Annotated in this window: 10 protein-coding genes and 1 pseudogene; 6 read left to right on the forward strand and 5 right to left on the reverse strand. The window is 44.5% G+C overall.

What is annotated here, in order from left to right; translation table 11 throughout:
- Nucleotides 1–90 precede the first annotated feature (90 nt).
- From FTU90_RS06780 to FTU90_RS06790, 3 genes are all read right to left on the reverse strand, one after another.
- Entirely contained in the window at nt 91–1,683 is a 1,593-nt protein-coding gene (locus FTU90_RS06780; RefSeq protein WP_005095608.1) for a peptide chain release factor 3, read from the reverse strand.
- A 299-nt stretch (nt 1,684–1,982) separates the two neighbouring features.
- Complete coding sequence (locus tag FTU90_RS06785; RefSeq protein WP_180072085.1) at nt 1,983–3,833, reverse strand: EAL domain-containing protein; 1,851 nt, start codon at nt 3,831–3,833, stop codon at nt 1,983–1,985.
- A 447-nt stretch (nt 3,834–4,280) separates the two neighbouring features.
- On the reverse strand, nt 4,281–6,467 hold the full coding sequence (locus FTU90_RS06790) for a carboxy terminal-processing peptidase (protein WP_180072086.1): 2,187 nt from the start codon (nt 6,465–6,467) through the stop codon (nt 4,281–4,283).
- A 199-nt stretch (nt 6,468–6,666) separates the two neighbouring features.
- Here FTU90_RS06790 and nagZ point away from each other — a divergent pair, with 199 nt between their 5' ends.
- Nucleotides 6,667–7,689: a beta-N-acetylhexosaminidase gene (nagZ, locus tag FTU90_RS06795; RefSeq protein ID WP_005172743.1), complete on the forward strand. Its 1,023-nt coding sequence runs from the start codon at nt 6,667–6,669 to the stop codon at nt 7,687–7,689.
- Nucleotides 7,690–7,809: 120 nt separating this feature from the next.
- The gene (locus FTU90_RS06800; RefSeq protein ID WP_180072087.1) at nt 7,810–8,676 is read left to right on the forward strand and encodes a class I SAM-dependent methyltransferase; all 867 of its coding nucleotides are present in this window, start codon (nt 7,810–7,812) and stop codon (nt 8,674–8,676) included.
- A gap of 24 nt (nt 8,677–8,700) precedes the next feature.
- Here FTU90_RS06800 and FTU90_RS06805 read toward each other — a convergent pair whose 3' ends face one another.
- Nucleotides 8,701–10,038, reverse strand: a complete 1,338-nt coding sequence (locus FTU90_RS06805; protein WP_005172747.1) for an alpha/beta fold hydrolase — start codon at nt 10,036–10,038, stop codon at nt 8,701–8,703.
- Nucleotides 10,039–10,360: 322 nt separating this feature from the next.
- Between FTU90_RS06805 and FTU90_RS06810 the strand changes: the two genes are divergently transcribed.
- The 4 genes from FTU90_RS06810 (at nt 10,361) to FTU90_RS06825 (ending at nt 15,857) form a co-directional block, all read left to right on the forward strand.
- Nucleotides 10,361–11,626 (forward strand): glutamate-5-semialdehyde dehydrogenase, encoded by a 1,266-nt coding sequence (locus FTU90_RS06810; RefSeq protein ID WP_034609142.1) that lies wholly within the window; start codon nt 10,361–10,363, stop codon nt 11,624–11,626.
- A gap of 449 nt (nt 11,627–12,075) precedes the next feature.
- Entirely contained in the window at nt 12,076–13,296 is a 1,221-nt protein-coding gene (locus FTU90_RS06815; protein ID WP_005172750.1) for an acetate/propionate family kinase, read from the forward strand.
- A gap of 54 nt (nt 13,297–13,350) precedes the next feature.
- The gene (gene pta / locus FTU90_RS06820) at nt 13,351–15,489 is read left to right on the forward strand and encodes a phosphate acetyltransferase (RefSeq protein WP_100355659.1); all 2,139 of its coding nucleotides are present in this window, start codon (nt 13,351–13,353) and stop codon (nt 15,487–15,489) included.
- A gap of 227 nt (nt 15,490–15,716) precedes the next feature.
- A complete protein-coding gene (locus FTU90_RS06825; RefSeq protein ID WP_159138498.1) occupies nt 15,717–15,857 on the forward strand; it encodes a hypothetical protein in 141 nt (46 codons plus the stop codon).
- Between the two features lie 369 nt (nt 15,858–16,226).
- Here FTU90_RS06825 and FTU90_RS06830 read toward each other — a convergent pair.
- Nucleotides 16,227–16,340, reverse strand: a pseudogene (locus FTU90_RS06830) (IS5/IS1182 family transposase); the annotation flags it as partial.

Below are 16,340 nucleotides of genomic sequence, written 5' to 3' on the forward strand. Positions count from 1 at the left end.
GGTTATGAATAGTTTAAATGTAACATAAAACAAAACAGCTTCCGGAGAAGCTGTTTGATATTTTTAGACGATATTTGAATACCTGAAAGTTTAGTGTTCGCGCGTATTATGGAACACGATGTCCGGATAACGTTCTTGCATGAGCTGTAAATTCACTCGGCTTGGCGCAAGATAAGTCAAGTGACCACCGCCATCGACTGACAACTGGTCGTGGGCTTTTTTCTTAAATTCGTTAAATTTTTTCTCGTCATCACAAGACACCCAACGAACAGTATTGATGTTCACGGGTTCGTAAACACAGTCAACTTTATATTCTTCTTTCAAACGATACGCCACCACTTCAAACTGAAGTACGCCCACTGCACCCACGATCAGGTCATTATTATGCTGTGGCATAAATACCTGTGTTGCACCTTCTTCAGACAACTCTTTCAGGCCCTTTTGCAACTGTTTCGATTTCAAAGGATCTTTTAAGCGTACACGACGGAACATTTCCGGTGCAAAGTGCGGAATACCTGTGAACTGTAGCTTTTCACCTGAAGTAAAGGTATCACCAATCTGAATGGTGCCGTGGTTATGCAGTCCGATAATATCGCCCGGCCACGCTTCTTCCAGATGCTGGCGGTCACCGGCCAGGAAGGTTAAGGCATCACTAATCCGCACATCTTTATCCAGACGTACATGCTTCATTTTCAGGCCTTTTTCATATTTACCTGAACAAATTCGCATGAATGCAATACGGTCACGATGTTTCGGGTCCATATTGGCCTGAATTTTAAAGACAAAACCGCTAAAGCCTTCTTCATCAGCTTCGACAACACGAGCCTGAGTAGGATGGGCCTTCGGCGGCGGTGCATATTGACTGAAGGCATCCAGCACATGGTCAACCCCAAAGTTACCTAAGGCTGTACCGAACAATACCGGCGTTTGACGGCCTGCCAGAAATTCTTCACGATCCAATGGCTCATTGGCCATTTGCACCAGTTCAAGTGATTCTTCAAATGCAGCCCACGCCAGCTCACCAACTTTCTCACGAAGATCCGGATAGTCATAACCATCACGTATTTCGATTGTAGGAATGGTTGAACCAAAACCGGTTTTGTAAATGTAGAATTTTTCTTCGATTAAATTAAATACACCGGCAAAATCACGCCCCGTACCCAATGGCCAGGTGATCGGAACACATTTAATTTTCAGAACGTTTTCGATTTCATCCAGAAGCTCGAGTGGCTCACGGATTTCACGGTCCATTTTGTTAACAAAAGAAATAATCGGTGTATCGCGCATACGACACACGTCCATCAATTTAATGGTCCGGTCTTCTACCCCTTTTGCACCATCAATCACCATTAATGCCGAGTCAACGGCGGTTAAGGTACGATAGGTATCTTCCGAGAAATCTTCATGTCCCGGGGTATCGAGCAGGTTGATCATCTTGTCTTTGAACGGGAACTGCATCACCGAGGTCGTGATCGAGATGCCACGTTCTTTTTCCATTTCCATCCAGTCTGATGTAGCGGCCCGGTCAGACTTACGGCTTTTCACCATACCTGCAACCTGAATCGCCTGCCCCCATAACAGCAGCTTTTCTGTCATGGTGGTTTTACCGGCATCGGGGTGGGAAATAATGGCGAATGTACGTCGCTGAGCGACCTGCGCCGCTAACTCATCTTTAAAACTCATGGAAAATACCTACTGCAGAACCGCAGTGCTCAAGATCAAAAACGATCAATATGAAAATTGGCGATATTGTAGCAGATTTCTAAAGCCAATAAGTATGCCCACGGCTGAAGGAAATGACAGTATTTATAAGATCTACACTTGCTGACTGCTGGATTTTTCAGCCCAGATTGAGTCGGAAATAATACGGTTATGAAGATTAAATATGGGAGTTTGTGTCATTCAACTGGCCTGCTGAATAACGCTAAATATAGGTCCACCGTACTCTTTAGTACCGCATTAGTAGCGTATAAAAATTCAAATTAAGACAGAAAATCCTGTATTTCCAATGACTCGACTGGCATCGGCTTTGCCAGAAAATAACCTTGTAATTGCTGACAACCGAGTCGAGTCAAAATATCTGCTTGCAGCGTGGTTTCTATGCCTTCAGCCGTTACTTTTAAACCCAGTTTAATCGCCAGCCGAATAATGCTTTCCAGAATCATTTCTTCTTTAGAGCCGACGCTAAGATCCTGAATAAACTCTTTATCAATTTTCAGTTCATCCACGGGCAGATTTTTTAGATATAAAAAGCTGGAATGTCCGGTTCCAAAATCATCAATCGCCAGCTGGATGCCGATATTACGTAATTGTTCAAGGGTACGAATACTGGCATCGATATAATGCATGGCGGTCGATTCAGTAATCTCGATCATCAAATGCTGCGGATTGATCTTATAGCGTTTAAACAGGTTTTGCAGATTAGCTAATAGATGCTTATGCTCAAACTGCACCGCAGACAAATTCACGGCAATCGGGAAAAAGTCGGTATTATTTTTTTCCCAGAGTTGGATCTGTTTGCAAGCCTGTTCCAGTGCCCAATAGCCCATCTGAATAATAAGCCCGGTTTTCTCAGCGCCATGAATAAACATATTGGGACCCAGCAACCCATGTAACGGATGCTGCCAGCGAATCAGGACTTCTACCCCACAAATTTTTCGTTTACTGGTAAATTTGGGTTGATAAAACAGTACAAATTGCTGATCTTCAACTGCTTTATAAAGATCATTAATCAGCTTGCTCTGGCTCTTGGATTCATGCTGATCAGAAGAAAAATTAAAGACTGAATAGGTATTGCGGCCCTGATATTTAGAACTGAGCATTGCAGCATCGGCATTTACCAGTAAATCTTGCAGATTTTTGCCATGCTCCGGATACATCGCGATTCCAATACTGCCCGAAATATTAATGGTTTTGCCATCAATCAGGAAGCTGTCCTGAATCAGATTTAGAATCTGCTCTGACATTTCTGAAGCTTTGCTGACGGACGTATTTTCCAGCACCATCAGGAACTCATCGCCACCAATTCTAAGCAGCTTGGAACGGTCACCCCATAACTGATGAATACGCGCAGTCAGTTGAATCAGCAACTGGTCTCCGACCTGATGACCAAACACATCATTCACCGCCTTAAAACGATCCAGATCAATATATAAAAAGGCAATTTCCTGCTGATGTTGTTGCTTGGAAAACAAGATATCTGCGTATTCAGCCAGGTATAAACGGTTGGGTAATTTGGTGAGATTATCCTGGATATTTTGATTTTCGAGCTCTTTATTGGCCCATCGCAGTTGGCGATTCCGAGAGGCCAGGCGCAATTCTGAGAGAACCAGACGAATCATGGCAATCAGTAACAGAGCACTGATTAACACAACCGCGAACAACAGATCATAAGTCGCATGTGAAGATTCTGTGATTGGCGTGATCTCTGTTCTCTCAAAGTTGGCACTAAGACTATTTGTATAGTGCATGGCTGAGACCCCGAGACTCATCACCACGATCGCGAGAGCCACTCGGGAAAATGACCAGATGCTTTGGATCATTAAGCAGAGAGTAAAAATAGAAGCCGTAAAGACACTCAAATAAGAGAGCAACATCCAGCTGAAATCAAAATGATAGACATGACTTAAATGAATTGCTGTCATCCCAATGAAATGGATCGACCAGATTAACAGCCCCAGTAATGCGGCCGTTGCAAATAGCATGAGTGTTGCAAATTTTCTTCGCGACTCACGCCACCATATTTTTTGAATCGGCATCAAAAAATAGCCAGCGACGAAAGCAAAGAGAGTTGATCCGATGACCAGACTGATATCATGCTGAATAGGGATCATATAAAATGTTCCGTATTGGTCATCATTGTTATTATTCCCCTCACGTGTATTTCTATTTCCACCTGGTCAAGTTTAAAGCCGTCAGAATCGTAAAGTTGACAAGCAATGCACATGTGTCGCTGTGCAAAGCCTCTGGTTTTAAATAAAATTAGAATTTATATTTCTTTAATTCAGTGTCGAGAACAGATTCTGAAATCATGATGAGCATCAGCATAAAATATGACTTCTATCTTATGAGTCTTGAAAATTTTAGCAAATGTTTAAATCTATTTTTCCAGTTTATTTATTCGACCACCGTCACAATTTTTTTCTTTTTATTTAGACAGCTAGCAATTCATGTGAAAAATTTATTCTGATTTTTAAATAGCCGGATATCATAAAAAAATAGCCTGTCGAAACAGGCTATTTTTTTAGATCCTTAGATACTTAAATGGACATGCTTAAAAGTTACTGTTTGGCCTGTAACTTGGCATAATCCAGCAACACATGTGCAGCTTCGATCACAAAGGCTTCTTCTTCAGGAAGCGCCGGACGCTCTTTGGCTTTCATTTTGGCACGGGTTTCAATCAGTGCATCCATTGAAGCCTGATAAGTTTCCCAGTTCGGATAAGGTTTAAGACCTGTAGCCATACGACGGGTATTTTCTGCCTCCAGCGTTTTTTGCTCCATGGCAATCAACTCTGCTTTACGCTGTTGCAAGTCCAGTACCTGACGCTTTTCTTCCTCGGCTTTTTTCATCACCGCCTTACGCTGTTCCAGATACTTGAACTGAGAATCCAGCACGACCCGTTGCTGAGAAAGTTTAGCCAATTCAGGTACATATTTCTGTACTGCACCTTCACGTTTAAACGGTGCGGTTGGAATGGTATCCCACTGCAAGGCATTTTTAGCCTTACGCTCACCAAACTCTTCATTATAAATATCGACCAGTTTAATGTCTGGCACAACCCCTTTATTCTGGGTACTACCACCAGTCACCCGGTAGAATTTACGCTGTGTCAGTGTCGCCTGACCATGGGCCAAGCTATCCAGTTGCACCTGCGCCGTACCCTTACCAGTGGTGGTACTGCCGATCACAACCCCGCGTTCATAATCCTGAATCGCTGCGGAGTAAATTTCGCTGGCCGATGCAGAAGCCAGATTGATCATTACCGCCAAAGGACCCGCATAGGTTTGTGCACCGCCATCATCATCTTCAAAGACGCTAACATTGCCATTACCATCACGAATCTGCACCACTGGGCCAGATTTAATCACCTGCCCCAACATACGTGCCACTTCTTCTAGTGAGCCACCCGGGTTATTACGCAAATCGACAATAATTCCGGCAACATTTTTGGCCGCCAGTTCTTTTAAAGCCTTATTGGTATCTTCAGAGACTGAACGATAATCTGTACCGGCACGACGTGCACGATAGTTCAGGTAGAACGACGGGATTTCAATCACACCATATTGATATTTCTTGCCATCGCGCTGAATGTCGACAACACGCGTACGCACACCGGCATCTTCTTCCTGAATCACATCACGGGTAATGGTCACGTTACGTGCCTGCCCCATGGTCGCGCCTGCACCGAGTAAACGTAGAGTGACTTTAGTGCCACGCTTGCCGCGAATCAGACCGACAATTTCATTGCTTGGCCAGCCAATCACATCGACCATCTGTTCGCCATCCTGGGCTACACCAATGATACGATCACCCGATTTCACCTGACCGGATTTACTCGCAGGACCACCTTCGACAATGGTTTCAATCTTGGTGTAATCTTCATTGCCACGTTCAGGACGAATCGAGACCCCGACCCCTTCGAGCTGCAAAGTGGTCTGACGATTCAGCTCCATCGCATCTACAGGCGGGAAATAATTACTATGCGGATCATAGGTCAGCATCATCGCATTCAAGGTCTTGTCGAGCACATCATCACTCTTGATCCGGCTGACACGTTCCAGCTGACGGGTATAACGCTTGGTCAAGGTTTGTGCAGGCGTCAGATCTTCAGGACCGGTAAGGTCTTGTCCATTGGCCAGTTCTGGATTGGCCTTCAGTGCTTTCTGTTTGGCCTGTTCTTCTTCTTTACTGATGGTCAGATTGATCAGCTGGGACACCAGCATTTTTGACCAGTGCGCGCGCTGTTCAGCCTCAGTTTTAAAGAATGGTGCTTTTTCACGATCCGTTTCGATATAGACATTTGGCTGATTCAGGTTCTGCGGTTTTTTCAGCTCATCCAGCATATAAGTATAGAACTGGGTCAGGCGCTGACGATATTGCGCATGGATTTCATAAGAACCCGACAAATTGCCAGCTTTCAGGTGAGCACCAAAATTGGCCCCATAACGTTTCTTGTAATTTTCAACTTCTGGTGCCAGAAATAAGCTATGTTCCGGATCCAGACTATCGATATAGAAATCGAAAATACGCTGCGAAGTCTGGGCATCCAGACGCATATTCAAATAGTGCTGACGATCCACCAGCGTCGCCAGTTGACGTGATACCAATGCCTGTTCCTGAGATGGCTGAATGGCTTTGCTGACCACTTCTGCACTATTGGCTGCAATCGCATCATTCACGACATGGGTAAAAAAGAAGCCACCTGTCGCAATCGCAACGGCGCAAGCTATCGTTTGAAATTTCATAAATAATTCGTACTTCCTTGGCCTAGAGACCAATGTGACTGTGTTGCTTTTCGACCAGAATTTAAAGTATTCAGCATCTTAAACAACTTAATATGTTTATGTCGTGTAGTTTTATCATATTCTGTGCTGACAAAGTGTAGCAAATCATTGCAGAAATCAGGTATTGTTTCCCGGAAAAATTCTAAAACGGATTCCGCATATGATTGGCGCATTGATGCTCGACATCGCAGGCACAACCCTGACTCAAGAAGATATTGAACTATTCGGTGCGCCGCAAGTCGGTGGAGTCATTTTATTTGGACGTAACATCGAATCTGCGGCTCAAGTCCGTGCCTTAACCGATCACATGCGCCAGATTCGTCCTGATATTTTGATTGCAGTCGATCAGGAAGGTGGACGTGTGCAGCGCTTAAGACAGGGCTTTACCCTGCTCCCTGCGATGGGGAAATTTGGCGAACTGTATGCTCATGATTCGCAGCGTGCTTTAGATTTGGCCGAAAAATGCGGCTGGCTGATGGCGATTGAAGTACTGGCTGTCGGGATTGATTTCAGTTTTGCGCCGGTGCTGGATTTAAACGACATCAGTGATGTGATTGGTGACCGAAGCTTTGCCAGAAATATTTCAGATATTATTCCACTGGCCAGCGCATTTTTAAAAGGGATGAAACGTGCAGGAATGGCGTCAACTGGGAAACATTTCCCGGGTCATGGTTCAGTCAAAGCGGATTCACATGTTGCCGCAGCCATTGATATGCGCAGCTATGAAGACATTCAGCAAAAAGACATGCAGACCTTTATCCAGTTACAGCCGCAACTCGATGCTTTAATGCCAGCGCATGTGATTTATAGTCAGGTAGATCCCAATCCGGCCGGATTCTCGGAATTCTGGATTCAGAAAGTCTTGCGTCAGCAACTCGGTTTTGACGGCGTTCTGTTCTCGGATGATTTAAGCATGCAGGCCGCCTGTGTGGCAGGCGGTGCCGATGCCCGAATTCAGGCCGCACTGAAAGCCGGGTGTGATATGGGTCTGGTCTGTAATGATCGTGCAGCACAATGTATTGCACTGGAAGGCATTGCCGACCTGCCGTTGCCAAATCAGGAACGTTTAGAACGTATGCGCGGTCAAATTCCAGCGATTCAAATTGGCACTGAACTGGATCTGGGTGATGAATGGCGCAAGATTCGTGATGAAATACTGGTATTCAAGCAGCAGACTAGCTGAAACTTTTTAAATCCAATCAAGATGATAAAGGAACACGACAAAGTGTTCCTTTTTTATTATGATGTTAAAAGGCGTTACTTCTGTAGCACCCAACTAAAATAACAATAAGGTCAGAACCCTATGCCAAAATCACTTTCGCAGCATCGTCATATTTCTTTTACAGCACATTATACCGGCTATATCTGGTATCAAATGGGGATCTCACATCCGGTCTTTGCCACGACTAAAGGCAAATTTCTGGCCACACTGCTACATCCACTTGAAGTATGGGCAGAACGCTCTGTAGGTGGCAGCATGCGTACCACACTCAAGCAGCGCCATCAGATGATTGATGAACATCTGTGTCAGTTGATCGAGCAGCATCCACAACTTCAGATTCTTGAAATTGCCTGCGGTTTGTCTCCACGTAGCTGGAATTTCAGACAAAAATTTCCCGAGATTAATTATCGTGAACTGGATCTTCCCGACATGGCCAGAATCAAGACCCAAGCCTTGCAGCAGATTGATCAGCAGGCTCCCGAAGTGCTCACTGCAGATATTTTTAGTGAAGAGTTGGACTGTATCTTTCAGATGTTTGATCCCGACCAACCTTTGGTGGTAATTAATGAGGGGCTGATTAATTACTTTGATCAACGCATGTTGCGTATTCTGTTGCAAGGTATTGCAGAGAATGCACGACATTTTCCAGCCTTGCATTACCTTAGCGACATTTACCCGGAACCCGTCAAAAATAAATTGGCGAATTTTATTTGGAGCTGTAGCCGTCTGCTTAAATTCATGTCACGCAGTGCATTTACCTTTCATTTTAAAACCCCCCAAGAATTACAGCACTTTTTTCAAGATGCCGGTTTCAATCAGGTTGAGGTACAACAACCGCAACGTTATTTTGCCGAGCCTCGTCAGCAAAATCTGACACCGGAGCAGGATGAACATCTCGGTGATCTGGTCTGGATGATTCATGCAGTGAAAAAAAACAGCGTTAAATGACGCTGTTTTTTTATTAAGCCCCGATTAAATCACTGCATCGAAAGCGTCTTCTTGCTGAAGGATTTTCTGTTGTTGCACAAAAGCCAATAAACGTTCTGCCACTTCAAAACTGCCATGTTTAAACAGGGCCCGCACTTGAGTCTCATCCTGTTCAAAGATCAGACATTCGATCTTGAACTCGCCGTTTTCATCTTCCAGATGCAAGGCCAGATCACGCGGATAAGCTGCGGCACACTCTGTCTGTCCTGCGTCTAACTCCAGCAATACTCCAAAGAAATTCATGTCGATAATTTCTACATTCAACAGTAGATCCGAATGACGATGACTCAAATAACGTTGTGGCTGTTGCACACAAATCCGTTCTTCACCGCGCCGTTCAATCTGCTGCATCTGTTCACGGCTAAACGGAATAATTCCCGGCAACTGCTCGACTGCTTCATCACGCAAGAAGGTGGCAAACAGATGCATAGTTTCTTTCCTGCGCTGCAACTGAGGCACATGGTCAGCACCGGCAATTTGTACATACTGCATATTTGGACATTGCAGGGCAAAATTGGCATTCTCATGTGGCAAGGTAAAACTGTCATATTGACCACAGGCCACCAGAACCTTGCACTGTGGAATCGGCACGTGGGTCAGACGCAATAGACGGTTGCAGTTAATATCATAACGCTCTTGTTCGGTCACCGTGAATTCTGACATCTGCTTGAAGAATAAGCGCTTTGCTGTTGGTGACATGCGGGTTTCTTTGAGACGGGCATGATTGACCAGATATAAAATGACCGCCTGACCAAATTCATCCATGCGCTGTTCTTTCATCAGATGCAAGGATTCTTCCAATAGCATGCGCCAGCTTTTGCGGGTTTTCTGCATTACGCCCATCAGGATCATCCGATCCACCAGTTCAGGGCGCTGGTCTGCCAGACAGGAGGCGACTACTGAGCCTAAGGACATGCCTAAAATTGAAACTTGAGGAAGTTGCATCTGCTCCAGCCATTGCCCCAGCATGGCAGCAAGGTCTTCAAGCTCCAGAGTTCCAGCCGACAGACCAGTATCCACATTGCTGATCTGCTGGTTGGCTCCCATCGAAGGCAAGTCAATCAGAATGATCGGGCCGGCAGCGAAGAGCTGTTCGACACAATATTTATAGGAATTAAAATTCTGGAAGGCGCCCCCAATGATCACCATCGGCCTGAGATGCAAGGTATCCGGACGGGCAATCGCCATATATTCGATTTTCCAGCCATCCATCCAGGTGCTTCGTGCTGGCTGCTTAAAACTGTGCTTATCATAAAGATCAAAAAAACCATAATGGCTTTGCGAATCCAATACATGGGCATCCATGTGGATAATGGAATTCATTTTCCTTTTCCTCCGTCCTTGCCTTATTTTTATTGTGCAAGTCATGATTAACAGATCTTATGCTTCAGACACATTCCGATGAGCCTGAACACGCATCCTGCTCTTTAATAATTATATATGACTTCAATGTCGCTTATTTCATTCTATACAGAGCGGCTTTTCACAAGCAACCGCTTCAGCGACCACTTATCTGCTTTTAAACAGAAAACAATTTCAAAATGTTTAGAAGTCCGCGAAAACGGATGATTTTTAACAGATGGGCTTCATTGTCCGGCAGCAGACTGTTAATATCGAAGTGAAATTTCTAAGTGATCAAAGCGCTATGCAAGAGTCTATTGAACAATATATGCAAACGGTAGGACAGCAGGCACGCCAGGCTTCTCGCATTTTGGCTCGTGCGTCCACCCAAACCAAAAACAACGCACTATCGGCTATTTATACGGCTTTGGAAAATAGCCAGCCGGCTATTTTGGCTGCCAACCAGAAAGATATGACCAAAGCGCATAATAACAATCTGGACAGTGCCCTGCTTGATCGCTTAGAACTCAACCCCGCACGCTTTAAAGGTATGTTAGAAGGCCTGAAAGATGTGATTGGCCTGAAAGATCCGATTGGTGAAATTAGCGATATGGCTTATCGCCCATCTGGCATTCAACTGGGCAAGATGCGTGTACCTTTAGGTGTGGTCGGCATGATTTATGAATCACGTCCCAACGTGACCCTGGAAGCGGCTTCACTGGCGCTGAAATCAGGCAATGCGATTATTTTACGTGGCGGTTCAGAAGCACTGGAATCCAATCAGGCGATTGCCGCGGCAATTCAACATGCGCTGAAAATTTCCGGCCTGCCAGAATCAGCAGTACAAGTGATCAATACCGTTGATCGTGCTGCAGTCGGCCAGCTCATTACCATGACCGAATATGTCGATGTGATTGTGCCTCGTGGCGGCAAGAGCCTGATCGAGCGCATTACTGAAGAAGCTCGTGTCCCGGTGATCAAACATTTGGATGGTAATTGCCATATCTATGTGGAAGCACAGGCGGATCTGTTAAAAGCCTTACCCATTGCTTTAAATGCTAAAACCCATCGTTATGGCGTGTGTAATGCCATGGAAACTTTGCTAGTCGATGAAAAAGTCGCTGAAGAGTTCTTGCCCCGCATCGCAGAACTTTATCAGGAGAAAAAAGTAGAGCTCCGTGGTTGCAAAGAAACCCAGCGTATTCTTGCTGATGCAGTGATTGCGGCCACTGAAGAAGACTGGTATACCGAATATCTGGGCCCAATTCTGGCCATCAAAGTGGTTTCTGGCATAGAAGAAGCGATTGAACATATTAATCAGTATGGCTCACATCATACCGATTCGATCATTACTGAAAATTACAGTCTGGCACGCGAGTTTTTGGCCGGTGTCGATTCGAGTTCGGTGATGATCAATGCCTCGACCCGCTTTGCTGATGGTTTTGAATATGGCTTAGGCGCGGAAATCGGAATTTCAACCGATAAAATTCATGCCCGTGGTCCGGTTGGTCTTGAAGGCCTAACCTCACAAAAATGGATCGTATTTGGTGATGGTCAGATTCGCCAATAACTATTTCAGATGATCACGTTAAAAATCAGCTTTGTTCGCAAGGCTGATTTTTTATGGATATAAAAATTAAAACCAAAATGGATCAGAACCTTTGGGTCATTTTATTGATGAATCTCTGTATAGAATTGTATGTATAAGTCATATTTGCTGTTTTAGGCACTAAACTGAAAGCAATCTGTTCCAGTACGACATTGAAAATAGAATTTGGCAGCTTTATTGATTATATTTTCAACATCATTTTATTTATAAATGAAAACTATGAACTGATAAATTTTAGTTATTATTGTCAGCCTGGTCGATAATGCTTAAGTCTAATCTGCTAAAGTCTATCTAGGACAGAAAAAAAACAAATGTTAAAACATCAATATTGATTCAGCTTAGTGCCTTTTTGCTGATCACTGGATCAAGTCAATGGACGAGAATTTTAATTAAAAATCGGGTAATCAATCGTGTCTAAATCAGTATTAGTTATTAATTGTGGCTCTTCTTCAATCAAGTTTGCATTACTTCTTGAGGAACAGAACTTCCGTATTCATGGTTTAGCTGAGAACTTAGGCACAGAGAATGCTCGTATCAAAGGCGTGACTGTCGGTAACGAACCAGTCGATATCCATATTCCATTTGCAGATCATAAAAAAGCCCTTGAAGTTGGTTTGGAGCGTCTGGCTAACTATCGCCCAGATGCGATTGGTCACCGTGTGGTACATGGTGGCAGCCTGACCAAAGCAGAATTGATCAATGATGAAATTATTGAAAAGATTCGTGAAGCAACGCCGCTTGCGCCCTTACACAATCCGGCACATCTGATTGGCATTGAAGCCACCAAACGCTTGTTCCCAGACTTACCGCAAATAGCAGTATTTGATACCGCATTCCATCAAAGCATGCCAGCACATGCATATCGCTATGCCCTGCCAAAATTCTTATATACAGCCCATGGTGTGCGTCGTTATGGTTTCCACGGCACCAGCCATGCTTATGTTTCAGACCGTGGTTCTGAACTGGCAGGTAGCCTGAAACAAGGCGGCTGGTTAACAGCACATCTCGGTAATGGCAGCTCGACCTGTGCCGTGTGGAATGGGAAAAGTGTAGATACGTCAATGGGTCTGACCCCGCTTGAAGGTATTGTCATGGGCACCCGCAGTGGCGATGTCGACCCAAGCCTGCACAGCTTCCTGGCAAAGAACCTGGGTTGGGATATCTATAAAATTGACAAGATGCTGAATAGCCAGAGCGGTCTGTTGGGTCTGTCTGATTTGTCGAATGACATGCGTACCCTGATTGAAGCATCGGAACAAGGTAATGAAGATGCTGCATTAGCGATTGAAGTATTCTGCTACCGTCTAGCCAAATCTCTGGCAGCACTGAGCTGTGGTCTGCCACGTATTGATGGCTTGTTCTTCACTGGCGGTATTGGCGAAAATTCTGCCTATATCCGTGAAAAAACCATGACTTATCTGCCCCACTTCGGCTTCAACCTGGATAAAAGTGCCAATAATGACCTGAAACGTGGCACTGAAGGCCGTATCGATTCAGGTACAGGTCCACAAATCTGGGTAGTGCCAACAGACGAAGAAGGTCGTATCGCTCAAGAAGTACATAGCGTTGTAGAACTTGAAGTGGAGCAAAAAAACGCAAAAAAGTCTGAAGCTGAGGTAGCGCTTGCATAAGCAAGCAGGGCCACTTTTTAACTGATTTTTATTATTGTGTGACTGACGTAACTTATGAAAACGATTCTATTGGTTCCCACTGGGGAAGGCGTAGGCTTAACTTCTGCATGTTTAGGCCTGATTTATGCACTGGAATGCCAAGGGGTTAAAGCTGGCTTTCTCAAACCTTTTGCTCAGGAATTGAATGAAGTCGAAGACCGTACTACGGCTTTGTATCGTCATATTTCTCAAAGTGAAACTGTTGAACCAATCCGTTATAGCAAAGTCTTGCAGCAGATTAATCTGGGTGAACAGGATGAACTGCTGGAAGAAGCGGTACGTCTGCATCGTCAAATTGCCAGACAACATGACCTGATTATTGTCGAAGGTCTATTGCCAAATGCTCAGGACAGTTTTGCCGATGATCTGAATGCCTCGCTGGCGCAGGCTTTGGATGCCAAAGTGATTGTGGTCAGCAATGCCAATATCCAGCAGCCAGGTCAGACTGCCGATAAAGTTGAAAACCAGATTCGCAACTTTGGTGGCGCCAGTTCAACCCGCCTGTCTGGCATCCTGTTGATGCGAACCAAAGGTCTGCCTGAAGAATCTGCACAGATTCCTGTAACGCTTGATCCGGATTTACGTCTTGCAGAAGAAACCACACAATTTATTCGTGCCATCCAGCAAACCCATCCACATATTGGTTCAGAAAAGTTACCTGTAATTGGACTGGTGCCTTTCAGTAAAACTTTAAGTGTGCCGCGTATATCTGATCTGGCGGCACATATTCAGGCCTACTGGATTAATGAAGGCGAAGCGAAACAGCGCCGTGTCCAGCACAGCAGCCTGATTTCGGCCAATATTGAACATGAATTGCATAAATTTGTAGCGGGTGAATTGATCATCAGTGCATCTGACCGGATTGATGTGTTATTGGCCAGCAGTCTGGCCAGCAGCAATGGTATTCCTTTGGCTGGCTTGGTGCTAACTGAACATCATCAGCCAAATGATCATGTATTGGAATTTTGCCAGACTGCCATCAAACAAGGTTTACCAATTTTACATACACCGCTTAGTACCTTTGAAACCGCACAAAAACTGGCAAATCTCAGCAATGAAATTCCAGTAGATGATACGGAACGTGCAGATCAGGTCACGCGCTTTGTTTCGAGTCACATCAATCCGGAATGGCTCGGTCAGATGTTGAATGGTTCTTATAAGCCACGTCTATCGCCTTCAGCCTTCCGGCATGAACTGGTACAAAAATCGATTGCGGCCAAAAAACGTATTGTATTACCTGAAGGTGATGAACCACGTACGATACAAGCTGCAGCAATCTGTCAGTCGCGTGGCATTGCACAATGTATTTTATTGGCCAATCCCGAATCTGTTTTAGAAGTGGCAAAAGCTCGTGGTATCGAATTGCCTGAAGATCTGGAAATTCTGGATCCGGATCTGATTCGTGATAACTATATCGACAAGATGGTCGAGCTACGTAAAGGCAAACTCAACGAATTGCAAGCGCGTGAACAACTGCAAGACACTGTGGTGCTCGGCACCATGATGCTGGCGCTGGATCAGGTTGATGGTCTGGTCTCTGGCGCGGTACATACCACGGCCAATACCGTACGTCCTGCCTTTCAGCTGATCAAGACTGCACCGGATTATTCACTGGTTTCTTCTGTGTTCTTTATGCTGCTGCCAGATGAAGTCTATGTTTATGGCGACTGTGCGATTAATCCTGATCCAGATGCAGAGCAGCTGGCCGAGATTGCGATTCAATCAGCAGATTCTGCCAAAGCCTTTGGCATTGACCCGCGGATTGCCATGATTTCTTACTCTACCGGAACTTCAGGTATGGGTGCCGATGTCGAGAAAGTGGCTGAAGCAACACGAATTGCCAAAGAACGTCGTCCTGACCTGCTAATTGATGGGCCATTACAATATGATGCTGCCTCGGTTGAAAGTGTTGGCCGTCAAAAAGCACCAGATTCACAAGTGGCCGGACGTGCCAATGTCTTTATTTTCCCGGATTTAAATACGGGTAATACGACTTATAAAGCTGTGCAACGTGCTGCCAATGTAGTCAGTGTCGGGCCAATGTTGCAAGGTTTGAACAAACCGGTGAACGACCTGTCTCGTGGTGCTTTGGTCGATGATATTGTATTTACCATCGCCTTAACCGCGATTCAGGCAGAACAGCAGGCTCAATAAATTTAATAGCTCCGCACTCACCACCCTCTCGCAAGATGGGGTGGTTTTTTTAATCATTTTTGTTCTAAAGTCGGACATTCTATAATCTGTCGATTACTTTTCTAAAAATAAAAAATGCTCTCAAAGAGCATCACATCAACACTGATCTTAAATGGAACCGCATCTACTTACACTTACTGAAAGTTGAAAATCTACTCACATTTTTAGCGCTCACGCAAATCGATGAAATGCGTTATATGACCGGCTTGAAATGGCATTTTACACTTGAAGATATGCAGGCACATAGTCAGCGCTGTTTGGCTGATCCAACCCGTTATGACTTTGCGATTTGTTTAAACCATCATGATGAAATGATCGGTAAACTTTGAATTCTAGAAATCAATCTTGTGCTCAACATGCTGAATTTTGTATTGCAATCTCAACAATCACTTGGACAGCTCAAGGCTGTGGCAGTGAAGCGCTCAAGTTGGTCAAAGAGTTTTTCTTTAAGCCATTACAACTCAAAAGTCTTTGGACATAATTGAGGTGGAAGTCGTGCCTAGGAAAAATGTGGTTTTCAAACGCTAAAAATCATACAAAATGGTTTTGAATATGAAGGGAAATTTTCAGATAAAATCATCATACAGGCTCAAAATCCATTTCTGGCAGAATGCAAAACCAAATAAAAAAGAATCAACTACGCATAATAAATGCCAGTCTTTCGAACTGGCATTTTCAACGATTACTAGGGTGTGTCCTCATTTGGCTTTGCACCAAATAAATATACAGGCTATACGAATCATAGATTTATAATTGCGTGCCAGTTTATCAAATCGAGTTGCAATAGCACGGAAATGTTTTAATCTCGCAAA

This window comes from Acinetobacter sp. YH12200, from assembly GCF_013418175.1.
Classification (GTDB): domain Bacteria; phylum Pseudomonadota; class Gammaproteobacteria; order Pseudomonadales; family Moraxellaceae; genus Acinetobacter; species Acinetobacter pseudolwoffii.

Excerpts from the sequence above, each read along its gene's own strand:
- FTU90_RS06780 (WP_005095608.1), bottom strand. The coding sequence starts at position 1,683 with ATGAGTTTTAAAGATGAGTTAGCGGCGCAGGTCGCTCAGCGACGTACA.
- FTU90_RS06785 (WP_180072085.1), bottom strand. The coding sequence starts at position 3,833 with ATGATCCCTATTCAGCATGATATCAGTCTGGTCATCGGATCAACTCTC.
- FTU90_RS06790 (WP_180072086.1), bottom strand. The coding sequence starts at position 6,467 with ATGAAATTTCAAACGATAGCTTGCGCCGTTGCGATTGCGACAGGTGGC.
- nagZ (WP_005172743.1), top strand. The coding sequence starts at position 6,667 with ATGATTGGCGCATTGATGCTCGACATCGCAGGCACAACCCTGACTCAA.
- FTU90_RS06800 (WP_180072087.1), top strand. The coding sequence starts at position 7,810 with ATGCCAAAATCACTTTCGCAGCATCGTCATATTTCTTTTACAGCACAT.
- FTU90_RS06805 (WP_005172747.1), bottom strand. The coding sequence starts at position 10,038 with ATGAATTCCATTATCCACATGGATGCCCATGTATTGGATTCGCAAAGC.
- FTU90_RS06810 (WP_034609142.1), top strand. The coding sequence starts at position 10,361 with ATGCAAGAGTCTATTGAACAATATATGCAAACGGTAGGACAGCAGGCA.
- pta (WP_100355659.1), top strand. The coding sequence starts at position 13,351 with ATGAAAACGATTCTATTGGTTCCCACTGGGGAAGGCGTAGGCTTAACT.
- FTU90_RS06825 (WP_159138498.1), top strand. The coding sequence starts at position 15,717 with ATGCGTTATATGACCGGCTTGAAATGGCATTTTACACTTGAAGATATG.